Raw genomic sequence first — 16,139 nt, 5'->3', positions numbered from 1 at the left:
CCGTCCCGTGACGTTCAAGAACAATACAGACAGAGGGCCTTCATGAACATCGACCATTTCCGTCGCCGCGGCCTGCTGGCCGGCTCGGCCACCCTTGCTCTCGCGGCTGCCGCCGCCGCAACTCCCGCGCTTGCAGTGGTTCCCAACGAAACAAAGACCCCTGCTGACATCGTCGACAATGACGATGTCTATCGCGGCGTCGGCATGATCGTGACCAACGTTCCCGGTCAGGGCGGCATCGGCATCTGCACCGGCACGCTGATCAATCCGCGGACCGTGCTGTTCGCCGCACACTGCGTGAACACCCGGCCCGAAACCGCCTATGACGGCACCCAGGTCCGCGCAGCGGTGTCGTTCAACGTCAATGCCCTTCCCGGCATCCAGTCATGGTTCGCGAACAGCCAGACCAATGCCGCGCTGAGCGTGTTCAACATCAACCGCATCTTCTGGGATGCCCGTTCGGTGCAGAACCCGGCCGCGCTCGGCTTCATCGAAGCCGACATTGCGCTCGCCAGCCTTGACACCCCGGCTGTCGGCATCCCGACCTGGGCGCTGCTGTTCAGCACCCTGCCCGCGCCTGAAGCCATCGATCCGGTGCGCGGCACCGGCTATCACGTCAACATCGTCGGTTACGGCCGCTCGGGCAGTGCCACAGCCGGCTCGAACCTCGGGGTCGACTTCCGGCGCCGCGCAGCCGAAAACATGCTCGGCGGCTTCCTTTCGCTGTCGGATCGCAACGCCGTGCTGTTCGGTGCTGGGAACTCGCTGACGCAGAACCTCTATCAACTCGATTTCGACTCGCAGAACCGCAATTTCGTGTTCGACATCAACGCGCACCGCGATGATGCGCTGCCCAACGAAGGTACCACCGGCCCAGGCGATTCGGGCGGTCCGCTGATCCTTGGCGCGGAAAACAACACCTTCACCAACGAAGATCTGGTGATCGGCGTGCTCTCGGGCGGTTCGCGCTTCTTCGGCGCACAGCCTTTTGGCGCGATCGGCAGCACCAGCTTCTATCAGCCGTTGTCGCTGTTCTGGCAGTACATCGCCGAGAACAACCCCTACCGCTATGTCGGCACGCGTGCCGGTAACGGCAACTGGGAAGATGCCAACCACTGGGTGACGCTGCTTGACCCGGCCTACCGCGTGATCGACGCCAACGGCCAGATCGTCAACGGCGTTCCGACCACGCCCGAGCTCGGCCTGGGCGGCACCGGGGGCGATTGGGGCGGCGTCTGCATCGAGTTCGAACAGCCGGGCGATTTCTGCACCGACGTTCGAACCGGGGAAACCGAAGGCACCTTCACTCCGCCGCCGCCTGCGGCGACCGTGTCGAACAACCTCGGCGAGGCTGACCTTTCGAACCTGCTTCCGGGCGCCGGCGACGGCGTCGAGGCGGTCGAGGCTGCACTGCCGGGCACAGCGAACGTGCTCGGCGCGGTTCAGGACATTGCGATCAACGGCATGATCGATGACCTGATGGCCATCAACGGCGGTGTCGAGGACATCGCGATCACGGGTGTCGAAGACATTGCGATCAGTGGCGGCGCGGAAGAAATCGCCATCGACGGCGAAGTCGAAATCGCCGAAGACGCGCCGCAAACTCAGGCTCCGAGTCTGCCTGCTCCGACGCTGGCCAATGGCCTGCCCGGTGCGACCGGCTTTGTGCCGAACAATATCGATCCGGTGATCGGCGAAGGCGTGGCTCCGCGTTACTTCGATGTCACCCTGAGCCAGAACGGCACTACCACGCTGAGCAGCACCGTTACCATCGACAAGCTGACCGTGCGCGGCAACGCCGGCCTGACCGTCGCGAGCGCGGGCAATCTGACCTCGCTGATCGACATCAACCAGTTCGGTGGGCGGGTGAACGTCAACGGTGCCATCAACTCGGTGGGCGATTACACCCTGTTCTCCGGGATGCTCGAAGGCACCGGCACCGTACGTGCGCCGTTCGTGACCAGCGTTGCCGGGGTGTTCTCGCCGGCCACGATGGGAACGATCGGTACGCTGAACATTGACGGCAACCTGGTAATGTCCTCGGGCACGACTTTCCTAGCCGACATCAACGCTGCCGGACAGTCCGACCGTCTGGCCGTTACCGGCGAAGCCAACGTCGGCGGTGTGGTCGGCCTCGGCATCGGCATCAGCCAGCAGGTCAATGGCAACGGCCGTAGGTTCACCATTCTCACCGCAGACGGCGGCGTGACCGGGACCTTCACCGCCACTACCATCTCGCCGATTCTGAGCCAGAGCTTCATCTACGAAGCCAATCGCGTCCAGATGGAAATCCGCGCGGCGAGCTATGGCACGGTCGTGGATCGCGACAACCCGGTGCAGTCGGCCTATGCCAACCTGTTCGACCAGAACCGCGCCAACGCTGCTCTGACCGGGCTCTATGCGCTCGATTTCCAGAGCGTTGACACCATCCGCAACACCTTCAACTCGCTTGCCCCGGTGAACGAGCAGGCGGTGCGCTCGCTTTCGGGCCAGAGCATCAACCTGCTCCAGAACTTCATCGATGGCCGCCTGCGTGAAGCGGACAAGAGCCGGGCCGGAGGCAAGGTCGCTGTCAAGGGCGCTCCGCTGAACCTTGCGCAGATGAGCCTCTCGCCGATGGGCCAGCCACTGGGCCTCGACGTGATGGCGCTGCAGGGCGGCGCGGAAGAGACCGAAATGGTCGAAATCAACCTGCCGGAAAACGTCGCCATGTTCCTTGCCGGCGGGATTGTGACCGGGGATTCGGACTCGCTGCCGGGTTATGACGCCGGTGCCGAAATTGCCGGGCAGTTCATCGCCCGCAACACCGAATTCTCGGGCTACTACCTGTCGGGTGGCGTCGAGTTCTACCCGGGCGACAATACCATGATCGGTATCTCGGGTTACTTCAGCACTCTGGAAGCCGACGTTCCGCTTGGCCAGCGCGTGGATAATGATACCTATGCGGCATCGCTCTACATGCGTCACAAGCTGACCGATGGCCCGGTGATCGATGCCCAGTTCAGCATGGGTAGCATGGGCTTCGACACCCAGCGTTCCGTGCAGTTCCTGGGCGCTGCGCAAACCCTCGAATCTTCGAGCGATGATCTGCTGATCTCGGGTGCTATCGGCTTGTCCTATGACATCGAGACCGGCATCGGGACCATCTCTCCGGGCATCGAAGGTCGCTATGCGAGCGTCGATCTGACCACGATCCGCGAAAACGGCGGTACGCTGGGTCTGACGCTTGAGCGCGACCGGTTCGAAAGCAAGCAGGCCCGCGCCGGCTTCGATTTCGAAACCCAGGCCAAGGCCGTGCAGATCAATGCGACCGCGCAGTATGTGCACGAATTCGAGAACGGCCCGCAGCTGCTGGCGGCAAACTTCACGCAGGGCACTGGTCCGGGTGCCAACTTCGTGATCGGTCAGGCTGATACCGACTGGTTCGAGCTCGGCCTGTCGGCGCAGATCGGTCGCGGACCGGTGCAGTTCGGGATCGGTTTCGAAAGCACCTTCGGGCGCGATTCGGCTGACGCACGGGCGTTCCGCGCCTCGGCGACCTACCGCTTCTGATCGGCCGACAAGGCAAAAAAAGGGGCGCCCGCAGCAATGCGGGCGCCCCTTTTTGCTGGATGAGGTCTTGGTCAGCGAACCTTGAGCAAACCGCGTCGACCGATAGCGATGTAGGCAGCGACAATCACCAGTACATAGCAGGCTGTCAGGATATCGATCGGTAACGGCGCCGACACATATCCGAGATGCGCGAGCATCCCCCAGCCGCCGAGCACCAGCAACACCAACCCATAGGTGATGGCCCCTGCTTCGAGGTTCATTGCCAGCATCAGCTCATCGGCGGCGCGATAGGCCTTCCACGCGAACCACACGCCTCCCAGCAATCCGCCCGCACATATCGTCAAGGCCAAAGGCGCAGTGAGGGGGCCGATAGGTGCAGCCAATGCCAAGCCAAGGAGCGCGAAGCCCCACAACAGCATCGCTATCCCCGAATTGACGAACTGCGCCTGCAACTCGCGCACCTCGTCGGCATCCTCGACATTGAGGATTCTGGCACCGAACGACGGGCTTAACGATCCAGCAAGAACCACACCCGCCATCAGCAGGTAGACGACCGCCACCAACCCTGCGATCTCGACCGACAGCGGCACATCCTCCAGTCCCCGGGCTTCGAAATAGCCACCAGCCAAATAGCCTACGCCATAGCCGACCAGGCCACCGACAATCAGACCGGATGTCAGCTGCAGCGCAAGTTTGCGCCACTTGACCGGAGGGCGCGGGGTCTCAATTTCGCTCATCATGCTTCAGGCTCCCAGTGATCGATGAACAGGTCAGGCACTGCGACCTCAAACAGCCGCGCCATGCGCAGGGCGAGGGGCAGAGACGGGTCATACTTGTCGGTCTCGACCGCATTGACCGTCTGCCGCGAAACGCCGAGCCGACGGGCCAGTTCACCCTGACTCCAGCCCTTGAGCTCACGATAGTGCTTCAGACGGTTTTCCAACGAGGCTTCCGATCCGCTTCTTAGGCATCTTTGCACGTAGACGCTGTTGCAAGTACGGCCCTGACAAGAACTCTTTACAGTCAAGAGCTCTTGTCAGTCAAGAACTCTTGTCACCCTTGCCGAGGAAATCGTTTTCCTACTCCGTCCGATCATGCTGAATCGTCCGGCCTCACGCCCAGAAGGAGGCCAACGCCATGCCCTATCAGCCCGCCACCCCCTTGCTTTCGCTGATGCGCCGACTTGCGGCTCTGCCCGCGCACAGCGGCACGCCGGCGCCCGTCACATCCACGGCAACGCCATCAGAGCAGCGGTCGATCGGCCCGCAGGGCGTTGCGCTCATCAAGCGCTTCGAAGGCTGCGCCCGGTTGCGTACCGACGGCATGATCGAGGCCTATCCTGACCCCGGCACCGGAGCCGCGCCATGGACCATCGGCTGGGGAGCGACCGGACGCGACCTCTTCAACGGCGGTCGCATCGGCCCTGGTACACGCTGGACGCAGGCGCAGTGCGACGCCCGCCTTGCCGATGATCTGCGGCGTTACGCTGCCGAAGTCGAAGCTGCGATCGGCACGGCCCCCACCACGCCCTGCCAGTTCGATGCGCTGGTGAGCTTCCACTACAACACCGGGGCCATTGCCCGCGCTACCCTCACCAGAAAGCATATCGCAGGCGATCACGCCGGTGCTGCACGCGAATTCGCGCGCTGGAACCGCGCGGGCGGCCGCGTGCTCAAGGGCCTGGTGCGGCGCCGCGCTGCCGAAGCGGAACTTTACTGTTCATGATCCTCGCGCGCGCGACGCTGCGGGCGCACGTTCGCGCCTGCGGCGGCTGCGCGGCCGGATCGGCTCCGTCAAGGCGGGTCGGAATGGTCAGAAAGTGCTCTAATAATCCCGGCTGACCTGCATCAGCACTGAATCGCGTCCGATGGTTGAAACCGTGCCCAGCAGCGCCAGCCAACTGGTGATGCGGTATTCGACCTGTGTCGCGCTGTAGCCGCGCCCGTCGGTCACGAGCTCCGCATAGATCTTGCGGGTGATGTTCTTCCCGATGGCGATGCCGGTGCCGCGCCCGATCAAGGGGTCGGCGCTGATAATCCGCAACTGATCGAGCCCGATCGAGCGGCGCAGTTCGCCAATCGGGTCGAGCCCCCCACCCCCGCCTTGCAAGGCTGCCAGCGCCGCCGCCAATTGCACCGCGTCGGTCGCGGAAAGCGACGTCACCGAACCGCCAAACAGCAGCCGCGCCAGAATTTCCTCCTCGGGCAAGGCGGGATCGCTGGAAAAGGCGATCGCGGGCGACATGGCATTGCCGGTGATCGCAATATCGACATTGGTGCCGTTGCGGGCGGTTTCGGCAAGGATATCGAGCCGCGGGTTGATCGGCTCGTTCTCGTCAAACAGGATGCGCCCGCGGGTGAGGTCGAAACGGGTGCCGGCAAAGGTGTAATCACCCCGAACCAGCCGCGCGGTGCCGCCGATGCGCGGGTCTTCCACTGTGCCGCGCAGAGCGATGTCGATGCCCCATTCGCTGTCCAGCCCCATCCCTTCAACCGCGACCCGGTTGGAAGCCGAAGCATTGACAAGATAGCGCCACGCCGCGTCGCGGCCTGATGCCTGCGTGCGTCCCGACGCGCGATCTCCGCCAACTTCGCGCGTGGCGATGCGCGGCAATGCCATGTCCTCGGCCGCCACCCCCAGCGCCCAGCGCGCGCGGTTGATCGTGACGCGCCCCGCGATGGTGCCGCCAATCCCGTTGGACACGATCCGCAGCGGCCCGGTTATGGTCGCCTCAAGCCCGTTGGCATCCAACAACCGGGCATCCTTGGCCGCCGCGCGCAGGTCGATTGCCGGGCCGCGCTCCGCGCTGATCCCGGCCAGATCCACCGTACTGCTGCCGATGATCGTGCCGCCGCCCGGTGTCGCTCCTGCAAAGCGGGTGATTTCCAGCCGCGAACCGGCAAAGCGCCCGCGCGCGGCGACATTGTCGATCCGCGTACCGCTCAATGCGCTGGCGACGGTGAGGTTGTCGCTCGACAAGGTGCCGTTGATACGCGGCGCGCCCAGCGTTCCGGTGGCGCGGGTGGCGATGGCGATCGGCCCCTTGAGATCAAACGCCTCAATCGCAGCCAGCCGCCACAGGGTTTCAGCCGCTCCATCGAACGCCAGCCGTCCATCGAGCTGCCCGTTGGCAAGCCGCTCCGAAAGCGCACCATCGGGCGCCATCCCGACGATGCGCAGCGATACATCGCCGCGCCGCTCATTCCCTTCGAGCAGACGCGCAGCGCCGGTCAGCCGATCAGGCCCGAGCTCCAGCACGCCGAGCACGTTGACGGGCTTGGAAGAAAGCACCAGCCCGGCGCGGCTGAAGCGATCGATCCGCACCCTCGCCGTAGCCTCTGGCGCGCTTCGGCCCTCCTGGCGATAATCGACAATCCCTGACAACCGCCCGCCCAAGCCCAAATCCGCTCCCGCCAGATCAAGCAGGCGCAGCGGCATCCGCGCCAGCTTGAGCTGCAGCGCCGTCTCGTCCCCGCCGAAAGTGCCATCGACGATGGCGTAACCATTGGCATAGCCGAACTGGGTCGGTGCAAGGCTCCAGCCACCCTCCTCGCGCGCGGTCAGAACGGCGCGGCGCGGCATGGCAATGTTGGCGCCGCCATATTGTCCCCGCGCCGCAACAGCGATGCGGCTGGGGGCAACCTGCGCGTCGAAATTGACGGCGAAGCGATCGGCCCGGCGTCCGGCGATGCTTCCTATGACCGTGCCGCGGCCATCCTCGATGGCGGCCTTCGCGGTCAGGCTGGCAAGGCTGAGCGCGCCATATTCGAAGCCCGCAGCGCTGATATCGGCATCAATCCGGGTATTACCCTCGGCGTAGCGGCCCGTCGCGGCAATATCCGCGCGGGTAATGCTGATTGGGGTTTCGCCGCCGAAGCTCGCATTGCGCGCCGCCAGGTCAACGGCAAAACCAACCGCACCGCCCGGTTGGGGGCGGAAGGTCGCCGTGCCGTTCACGCCGCCGCCTGCCAGCCGCAGATCGCCCGAAGCGCCCGCCTCGCCCAGCACCACCTCGCCGGTGACATTGGTGCGATAGACTTCCAGCCGGTTGATGGCCACGCGGGTCGGCGCATCGGCGGGCAGCAACAGTTCAAGCGCGCCGTCGAACGCGCCCAGCAGCGATTGCCCGGCCACATCGAGACCAAAGCCCGCCTCGCTCGGAGCGAGGGCAATGCGCACATCCTTGAGCCCGGCGGCAGGCAGAGGATCGGCCAACACCAGCACCGCGCGCGGGCCATCATCTCCGCTGATCTCGGCTTCGAAGCTGAACGGGCCATACTGCGTCTGGCGCCCATCGCCTGCGAGAACGGTGCGCGCCGTCGCGCCATTCCTCACCAGCTTGCTGTCGATCGTGGCGGTCAAGCGCGGGGCAGTGATGATTGTCTCGCGCAGGATCACTGGTTCGCCCGCGCCCGCGCCCAATTCGCCCTTGAAGCGGATCTGCTCGCCCGCAAGATTGATCACCGTGGCATTGGCGATGCGGCTGACCTCGCCTGCAAGATTGGCGCGCAGGCTCCATGGGACGGCAGGGCCGAACTTGGCCAGAAACTTGGCTTTGGCCGTCACCTCGCCCACGCCCTCCACCGCAAGTCGGCTGACGGTCAGTGGCCCTGCAAGCGCATAGGCGCCGGCGGGAATATCGCCGCGCAGGCTGAGTTCGGCTGTGAGACCAGGAAAGCTGACCTGCCCGCGATCAATCGCCAGTTTCTGCGATGCCAGATCATAGGTCAGCAGCCCGTCAGCCCGTCCCCCCACAAGGCGAGGGTCGGCCTGGGGATTGCCGGTCGTCACACGTTCGGCTGTCAGCGCCAGCGGCATGATCAGCCGAGCACCCTCAAGCCGGGCGCTGCCTTCCTGCCGGAGCATTGTGGCGACCACGCCAGCCACGGTGAGCCGCGCAACCGCAATTTCGTGCTTGATCGACAGGTCATCAAAGCCGCCAGCAAGATTGGCCGCAAGCTGCGCGCCTTCGAGCCGCATATTCTCGCCAAGCAGGTCGGGATTGCGCAGATCGAGGCTTATGCGGGCGCCGTCTACCGCCTTGTCAGCCAGATCGACCACGCCGCCAGCGCGCAGATGAAGCCCATCCGTCACCGCTGCTGCCCGCCCTTCGATAACGCTGCGCTCGAGGTTGAAACTGGCGGCGAGCGAGAGCCTGTCGCTCAGCACCCGCCCGGCGAAGGTGGTGTCGTCAAACCCGGGACGCACCTGCCCGAGCACGCCGTAACGTCCGGCATCATTGCTGATCCGGAACGCTGCCACTGGCGCCTCATCGCGCCCCGCTGCACCCAGGCGCCGCGCCACCGCCGCGCCGCGCCAGCGCCGCCATGTGCCATCGCCAACGATCCGCCCGGAATAGCCAGCCTCGAAGCCCGCCAACCCTGCCACGACACCGCCGGCTGGCGCACGGTAATCGCCTTCGATATCGAAGCGGTCTCCGTCCGGCTCGGCGTCGAGGAGCAAACTGATACGATCCTGGGAGCCGAGCTTGGCCTTGGCGTCGATCAGTGCACGGCCATCACGGATATCGATCCGCGCAGAGAGGTCGGCGCGTTCGTCCTTGTCGGTTGCAACGCCCTTGGCGATCACGAGGTCATCGATCACCAGCCGATCAACGCGGATATCGAAATCGGGCAGGAGCGGCGCGTCGGGATCGCCGGGGAGGAGTTCGGGCAGTCTGGTCAGCCGCCCGCGCCGGGTCGTGACCTCGCGGATATCGAGCCCGCTCCACAGCCAGTGCAGCGGTCGCCAGTCTAGCCGCACTTCGGGGATGGTCAGGAAGGCACCCTTGGGATCGCTCACCACCACGCTGCGCAGCACCGCCTTGCCGTAGATGTCGCCCTCGATCCGCCCGACGCTGAAACGCAGGCCCGAGGCGGGCGCAATGGCGGCGATCTGGTCAGCGATGAAGCGCTTGCCGATCGGGGTCGCAAGGAAGGCAGCGGCGAACAGGAACGGTGCGAGCAGCAGCGCAAGCGCCCAGCCCAGCCGCTTGCCCCAGCGCCGCCGGGTGCTGACAGGAGCGCTTGACTGCGCCGGCGCAGCCGCCTCGGGAATGCCTGCCTCGTCAGCCATCAGAACGCTTGTCCCAGACTGACATAGACCACCACCGGACTATCGAAGGGGGTCGGATTGATCGGAGTGGCGACGTCGACACGGATCGGGCCGAAGGTGGTCTTGTAACGGATCCCTACCCCTGCACCCACGCGGATATCGCCAAAGTCGGGGGCCGATCCGCGCGCGACTGAACCTGCGTCAATGAACGGAACCACTTCCAGCGCGCCATCGAACAGCGGCGTGTCAATCCGCGCCTCGAGTGCGAATTCGATGAGCGATGCCCCGCCGATCGGGTTGCCCACCGCATCGCGCGGACCAACCCCCTGAAAGCCATAGCCGCGCACCGACGCCCCGCCGCCGGAATAGATCCGCCGCGAGGGCGCGATATCATCGGCCGCCGCGCCCTGAATGGTCGCCGCCCGAACCCGCCCTGCCAGCGTGGTCGAACCAAAAGACTGGTAATAGCTCGCATCGCCCTGCGCACGCAGATAGAAGGTTTCGGTGCCGCCCGATCGCGACACTTCAGGCGCAAGAAAGGCCGTGGCGCGATAACCACTGGTCGGATCGAGCAGATCATCGCTGCCATCGAGCGTCACGCTGCCGAAAAGTCCTCCGATGAGAAAGCTGCGACGCGGTGCCGGCCCGCCCGGAGCCGTCCGCACCAATCGGTTGCGTTCATCGGTGAAAACCAGTTCGCCGCCAACTTGCCAGCTCAACGGTTTCTGGAACAGCAGGTTCGACACCTTCTCGAAGGTGGCGCGCACCCCGCCCCCGCGCGAATCCACCGCCAGCGTGGTGATATCGCTGGCGAACAGATCGACATTCAGCACCTGATCGCGCCCGCGAAAATTGTTGCGCCGAACACCCACGCTCGCCAGCGCCTCGCGCGTGCCGAGGATGCCGCGCAGCCGCAGCGCCCCCTCCGGCGGGAACAGATTGCGATGCTCCCACAGCCCTTCGACCTTGAAGCCATCTTCGGTGCCGTAACCGATCGCGCCTGCGATGGTGCGCAAGGGCGCCCGATCGAATTCCACATCCAGCGCAACCTCACCCGGCTCGCCATCCTGCGGGCTGCGGATTTCACGCGGGGGTGACGGTGACGCTGGACACCAGCCCGGTGGCAATCACCGCCCGGCGCAGATCGGTCTCAAGGCTCTGCTGGAACACATCACCCTGATCAAAACGGGCGATGCGCGACAGGTGACGGCCCGAAAGGAAACGCGGGTCACTGCTCACCACGTCGCCAAAAACGTACTTGCCGCCCGGCTGGACATTGAGCGAAAGATCGCCCTCCTGCCGATCATGGTCGATCAGCAGCTCCGGCTCGGCCACCTTGGCAAAGGGATAGCCAGTCTCACCCAACGCCACGCGCAGCTCGATCTCGCGTTCGATGATGCGGTCGGCATAAAGCGGGTCGCCCGGCTTGATGTCGAAAGCCGCCACAAGCCGGCTGGCGTCAGGTTCTGCCAAAGTGGGAAGATCGCCGAGGTCGATACGTCCGAAGGCATAGCGTTTGCCCGGCAGGATATCGAAGCGCACCCTTGGTTCAACTGCGGCAGCTTCCGCATCGGCGGCGTCGGCACCATTGCCTGCGCCGCCACTTGCACTTTCGCTGGCACCATTGCTGCTGGCCCGGCGGCCGCCCGACAATTGCCGCACGACCTCACCATCATAATAGCCATAGGTGCGCAGCATGTCGCCCAGCAGTTCGGCATCGGCTCTGGCGCGGGCTGTGACCTGGGGCGCGGATTCCTCGCCGTCATCAAGCTCTTGCAAGGTCGAAAGATCCCGGAAGCGGGCAATGAATTCGCGCTGTTCGGGAAAGCTCTCGCGCGCGGCTGGCAGGGCCAGAACAAGGGCCGAACTGATCCGGGTTTCCGCCAGTTCCGGCAGTTCACCGCCCAGCGGCGCGGTAATGCTGACGAGGGCTTCAACCTCGGGATCGGCAGGCAGCGGCTCGGGCAGGTCGAGCGCGAAATCGGCAAAGGTCGCATCAAGCGAAAGCGCGAAAGGCTGTCCGTCGGCAAAGGGTTCAAGGCCGGTCAGCGCGGCATCAGGCAGCAGATCGGAGGTCGGCAGCGCAGGCGATCTATCGGATACCCCGGCGGCGGCCCAGGCTTCGGGATTCGTGACGGCATCGGCCGGGATCAATTCGTCGAGCGAACGCGGTACGGGTGCAGGGACAGGCGCAAGATCGGCTTCCGCTTCAGGCTCGGCGCCGGGCGGAGAGCCGAAAGCCTCGTCAAACCCCTCTGACGTTGCCTCGTCCTTAGGTTCAGGCGCATCCGCATCGCCCGCCTGCGCCTGCGCGGCGAGCGGGGATGCGCTCAGTGCCAGCGTCCCCTGGCCCAATCCTGCGGCTATGGCGAGACCGAGCGTGAGAAAGCTCTGCGTGCGGGCAGTTCTAGCTGGCCGTGAACTTGACAGGCTGGCCATCCTTGCCCCGCGCACCGGCCAGGGTTTCGCTCTGTTCGCGCCGCGGCGCGGTGGCGGCGGCAATCAGGCGATGCTGTTCTTGCGGGTCCATGCGTTGCCAGCCCTCGCGGGTCAGCCGCTCAAGCGGGCGATAGCGAACCTTGTATTGCATCCGCGGACTGCCTTCGACCCAATAGCCCAGATAGACGTAGGGCAATCCTTCGGCTGCCGCGCGGCGGATATGATCAAGGATGATGAAGCTGCCAAGGCCAGCGCGGCCGGGATGATCAGGTTCGTAGAAGGAATAGATCATCGACAGCCCATCGCCCTGCCGATCGGTCAGGCAGGCGCCCACCAGTCGCCCCGGCTTGCCGTTCGGTCCCGGTTCGCGATACTCGGTAACGACGCTGCTGACCGGCGTGTGCTCGATCATATCGGCATAATCCATCTCGTCCATTGCCGACATCCCGCCATCGGGGTGTCGCGCGCCGAGATAACGGGCGAGCAGCGCGAATTGTTCATCGGTCGCCCAAGGGCGGCATTCCGTGACGATCAGATCGGAATTGCGCTTCAGATCGCGCTTCTGCGTCGACGAGGGCTCAAACTGTCCAGCCACGACCCGCACCGAAACACACGCCTGACAGTCGAGGCATGAAGGCCGGTAGGCGACAGTCTGGCTGCGACGAAAACCGATGCGGCCGAGTGCTTCGTTCAACTGATCGGCGTGCGGCCCTTTCAGCTCTGTAAACACCTTGCGTTCGCTGCGGCCCGGCAGATAGGGACATGGCGCTGGGCTTGTCACGAAGAACCGGGGAAAGCGGATCGGTGCCGTCACGGGTGGGGCCTGCCTGTTCGCGCATGAATCGCGCTGCTGAAACGTTAAGAAAATCTTATGCCCGCACCATCGTTCCGGTAAAAGTCCCTTAACCATGAAAAAGTCGCGATTTGTGCAGGCCCGCGCACGGCCCGCCGCAAAAATGCATCCATCATGGCGCAAAGGGGCGTGCAGCCCTTTGCGCCCCTGCGACACTGTGCCGGAAAATCAGCCGAGTTCGACGAGCTGCACCGTGTAGCCCTGCGCGCGCAACCCTTCGACAAGCCGTTCCACCTGCTCGGCATCGCGGGCCTCGCATTCGATATCGGTGATCAGGCCCTTCGCCGGGAGCGTCGTGAAGATGCGCTGGTGATAGATTTCGATGATGTTGACGTTGTGTTCGTCGAACAGGCGCATCACCTTGAACAGTGCGCCGGGACGATCCTGCAAGGTGATCCGCAGCCGCGCCAGGCGGCCCTGCCGGGCGAGATCGCGCAGCAGCACATTGGCGAGCAGGCGCGTGTCGATATTGCCGCCGCATAGCGCGAGGCCCACCGATTTGCCCGCGAACCGCTTGGGATTACCGAGCACCGCCGCCAGTCCCGCCGCGCCGGCGCCTTCGACGACAGTCTTTTCGATCTGGAGCAGCAAGGCGACCGCCTTCTCCAGCGCCGGTTCATCGACCAGCAGGATGTCGTCGACCCGCTCGGCAATCACCTTCGCCGTGAAATCGCCCGGCACCTTGACCGCGATCCCTTCGGCCAGCGTGTCTCCACCGCAGGGCAGGTTCGCACCTTTGATGCGGTCGAACATCGACGGGAAGAGTCCCGCTTGCACACCGACCACTTCGATATCGGGGTTGAGCGCCTTGGCGACCGTCGCCATGCCCGAAATCAAGCCGCCCCCACCGATTGGCGTGACGATGCAATCGAGATCGGGCTTTACTTCGAGCATTTCCAGCGCAACCGTTCCGGCGCCCGCCGCCACGTGGGGATCGTCGAAAGGGTGGACGAAAGTCAGACCCAGCTCGCCTTCGAGCTTGCGGGCATGCGCATAGGCCTCATCGAAAGTCTCGCCTTCCAGCACAACCGTGCCGCCGACGCTCTCGGTCTGCATGACCTTCACGGTCGGTGTCGGCTTGGGCATGACGATGGTGACCGGCACGCCCAGCCTTGTGCCGTGGTATGACAAGCCCTGCGAATGGTTGCCCGCCGAGGCTGCAATCACGCCGCGCGCGCGCTGTTCTTCTGTCAGGAGCAGCAGCGCGTTCAATGCGCCGCGCTCCTTGTAGGCGGCAGTGAACTGAAGGTTCTCGAACTTCAGCCAGATGTCGGCGCCGGTGATCTCGGACAAAGTGATCGAGTGCATCATCGGCGTGTTGACCACCGCGCCGCCAATTCGCGCCGCTGCGGCCCGCACGTCGTCGAGGGTGAGGTCGGCCGGGGTGGCGGCGGCGCCCTTGGGGCTGAGAGATGCGCTCTGGATTGACATAGTGCCGCGCCGATTAGGCGCTTGCAGCCGCAAGGGCAATCAGGCTTGGGCTGAATGTGCCAAAGGATTTCATGTGCGGCTGAAAGTTGGCATCCTTGCACGAAGACGATAGGCACCGGCTTCTGAGCTTTTGCCCTGCCCGATTTCAAGGATCATCATGCGCCCCGTTCTTGCTTCTGTTTTGACCGTCGCTTCCCTGTTTGCGCTTTCGGCCCCGGCTCTCGCCGATACGCTGGTCGACAATGTCGACGGGGTAACGATCGATGCGACAGGCAAAGTCAAACGCTTCACCGGGCTCGTGTTCGACGAGGATGGCAAGGTCGTGAGCATTCTCGAACGCGGCGAGGCGCGCCCGCCGGTCGATTACCGCCTTGATGGCGAGGGGCAGGTGCTGATCCCCGGCATGATCGATGCCCACGTCCACGTCATGGACATCGGCTTTGCCGCGCTTACACTCGACCTGTCGGACACCACCTCGCTCGAAGACGCCCTGGCGAAGATCAAGGCCTTTGCCGAGGAGAATCCTGGCCGCCCTGGATTCTCGGGCGCGGGTGGAATCAGGAGAAATGGGGTCTCGGCCGCTTCCCGACCGCGGCCGAGCTCGATGCCATCGTGCCGGATCGCCCGGTGTGGCTCGAACGTGCCGACAATCACGCGAACTGGGCCAACACGCTCGCCATAACCACTGCGGGTGTAACCGCCAAGACTCCCGATCCGGCAGGCGGGCGGATCATCCGCGATGCCAAGGGCAATCCGGCCGGCGTATTCATCGACAATGCCATTGCGCTGGTCGGCAAGGTCGTCCCCGCCCCGCGCCCGGAAGACCGCGATCTTGCGTTTGCCGCCGCGCAGGACGTGCTGCTTGCCAAGGGTGTCACCGCGGTGGCCGACATGGGTACCAAGCCCGCCGACTGGACGACATTCCGGCGGGCGGGCGACGCAGGGCGCCTGCAGGTGCGCATCATGTCCTATGCCGATTCGGTCGATACGCTCGAACTGATGGCCGGGCCTGAGCCCACGGCTTGGCTCTATGACGACAAACTGCGGATGGGCGGGATCAAGCTGTTCCTCGACGGCGCGCTGGGATCGCGCGGGGCGAGCCTGAAAGAGCCCTATGCCGATGAACATGGCACCCGCGGCCTGCCGCTGCTCAGCCCTTCGCAGCTCAGGAACCTGATGAGCCGTGCGGCGATGGACAATTTCCAGACCGCCGTCCACGCGATCGGCGATGCTGCCAATGCCGAGGTTCTGGGCGCGGTCGAGGAACTGTCCGAAAGCTACAAGGGCGACCGGCGCTGGCGGATCGAACACGCACAGATCATTGATCCTGCCGACATCGCACGTATGGGCCAGCACGGGGTGATCGCTTCGATGCAGCCGCTCCACCAGACTTCCGACCGGCTGATGGCAGAAGCACGTCTGGGGCCGGGACGACTGGAGGGCGCCTATCCGTGGCGCTCTGTCCTCAAGGTCGGCGGCAGACTCGCCTTCGGCTCCGATGCCCCGGTGGAGCCCGCCGATCCCTGGGCCGGGATGGCTGCCGCGATCAGCCGCACCGATGCGGCGGGCGAACCCTTTGGCGGCTGGTTTCCGCAGGAAACCGTCAGCCGCGAACAGGCCTTTGCCGGGTTTACCTCCGATGCAGCCTATGCCGGCTTTGCCGAGGGACGCTTTGGCCGCCTTATCCCCGGCGAGCGCGCGGATTTCCTGCTGGTCGACCGCGACCCCCTGCTCGCCTCGCCCGAAGAACTGCGCCAGACCAGGGTGCGGCAGGTGTGGATCGGCGGGGTAAAGGTGCGCGGCGAGTAAG

General features: G+C 64.8%; 9 protein-coding genes and 1 pseudogene. 3 read left to right on the top strand and 7 right to left on the bottom strand.

The genetic code is table 11. The features are described 5' to 3' along the window. The first annotated feature begins 42 nt into the window (after positions 1-42). Positions 43-3,552, top strand: a complete 3,510-nt coding sequence (locus CHX26_RS06890; protein WP_104941733.1) for an autotransporter domain-containing protein — start codon at positions 43-45, stop codon at positions 3,550-3,552. Positions 3,553-3,623: 71 nt separating this feature from the next. Here the strand turns inward: CHX26_RS06890 and CHX26_RS06885 are convergent, their stop codons facing one another. Both CHX26_RS06885 and CHX26_RS06880 read right to left on the bottom strand, forming a co-directional pair. After that, positions 3,624-4,292 carry a hypothetical protein gene (locus CHX26_RS06885; RefSeq protein ID WP_146107674.1) on the bottom strand — a complete coding sequence of 223 codons (669 nt, stop codon included), beginning with the start codon at positions 4,290-4,292 and terminating at the stop codon, positions 3,624-3,626. After that, on the bottom strand, positions 4,289-4,495 hold the full coding sequence (locus tag CHX26_RS06880; protein WP_104941731.1) for a helix-turn-helix transcriptional regulator: 207 nt from the start codon (positions 4,493-4,495) through the stop codon (positions 4,289-4,291). The genes CHX26_RS06885 and CHX26_RS06880 overlap by 4 nt, the downstream gene beginning before the upstream one ends. Positions 4,496-4,689: 194 nt before the next feature. On the opposite strand from CHX26_RS06880, the gene CHX26_RS06875 reads away from it, so the two are divergent. Next, a complete protein-coding gene (locus CHX26_RS06875; protein ID WP_104941730.1) occupies positions 4,690-5,277 on the top strand; it encodes a lysozyme in 588 nt (195 codons plus the stop codon). A gap of 99 nt (positions 5,278-5,376) precedes the next feature. On the opposite strand, the gene CHX26_RS06870 is transcribed toward CHX26_RS06875, so the two are convergent. The 5 genes from CHX26_RS06870 to CHX26_RS06855 all read right to left on the bottom strand — a co-directional run bounded on the left by CHX26_RS06870 (position 5,377) and on the right by CHX26_RS06855 (position 14,329). Further along, the gene (locus CHX26_RS06870; protein ID WP_104941729.1) at positions 5,377-9,627 is read right to left on the bottom strand and encodes a translocation/assembly module TamB domain-containing protein; all 4,251 of its coding nucleotides are present in this window, start codon (positions 9,625-9,627) and stop codon (positions 5,377-5,379) included. Continuing rightward, positions 9,627-10,643: an autotransporter assembly complex protein TamA gene (locus CHX26_RS16070; RefSeq protein WP_233997314.1), complete on the bottom strand. Its 1,017-nt coding sequence runs from the start codon at positions 10,641-10,643 to the stop codon at positions 9,627-9,629. The genes CHX26_RS06870 and CHX26_RS16070 overlap by 1 nt, the downstream gene beginning before the upstream one ends. A gap of 46 nt (positions 10,644-10,689) precedes the next feature. After that, positions 10,690-12,045 (bottom strand): hypothetical protein, encoded by a 1,356-nt coding sequence (locus tag CHX26_RS16065; protein WP_233997313.1) that lies wholly within the window; start codon positions 12,043-12,045, stop codon positions 10,690-10,692. Further along, positions 12,014-12,859, bottom strand: coding sequence for an arginyltransferase (locus tag CHX26_RS06860; protein WP_104941728.1), 846 nt, complete (start codon positions 12,857-12,859; stop codon positions 12,014-12,016). The genes CHX26_RS16065 and CHX26_RS06860 overlap by 32 nt, the downstream gene beginning before the upstream one ends. 207 nt (positions 12,860-13,066) lie before the next feature. Further along, positions 13,067-14,329 carry a threonine ammonia-lyase gene (locus CHX26_RS06855; protein WP_172449736.1) on the bottom strand — a complete coding sequence of 421 codons (1,263 nt, stop codon included), beginning with the start codon at positions 14,327-14,329 and terminating at the stop codon, positions 13,067-13,069. 157 nt (positions 14,330-14,486) lie between these two features. Between CHX26_RS06855 and CHX26_RS06850 the strand changes: the two are divergent. Further along, positions 14,487-16,138: pseudogene (locus CHX26_RS06850) on the top strand (amidohydrolase). Position 16,139: the final 1 nt, after the last annotated feature.

It is taken from the genome of Porphyrobacter sp. HT-58-2 (assembly GCF_002952215.1).
Taxonomy (GTDB): Bacteria; Pseudomonadota; Alphaproteobacteria; order Sphingomonadales; family Sphingomonadaceae; genus Erythrobacter.
This window is presented reverse-complemented; position numbering and strand designations above follow the sequence as displayed.

Coding starts and splice junctions, on each gene's coding strand:
- CHX26_RS06885 (WP_146107674.1), bottom strand. CDS start 4,292: ATGATGAGCGAAATTGAGACCCCGCGCCCTCCGGTCAAGTGGCGCAAA.
- CHX26_RS06870 (WP_104941729.1), bottom strand. CDS start 9,627: ATGGCTGACGAGGCAGGCATTCCCGAGGCGGCTGCGCCGGCGCAGTCA.
- CHX26_RS16065 (WP_233997313.1), bottom strand. CDS start 12,045: ATGGCCAGCCTGTCAAGTTCACGGCCAGCTAGAACTGCCCGCACGCAG.
- CHX26_RS06855 (WP_172449736.1), bottom strand. CDS start 14,329: ATGTCAATCCAGAGCGCATCTCTCAGCCCCAAGGGCGCCGCCGCCACC.
- CHX26_RS06890 (WP_104941733.1), top strand. CDS start 43: ATGAACATCGACCATTTCCGTCGCCGCGGCCTGCTGGCCGGCTCGGCC.
- CHX26_RS06875 (WP_104941730.1), top strand. CDS start 4,690: ATGCCCTATCAGCCCGCCACCCCCTTGCTTTCGCTGATGCGCCGACTT.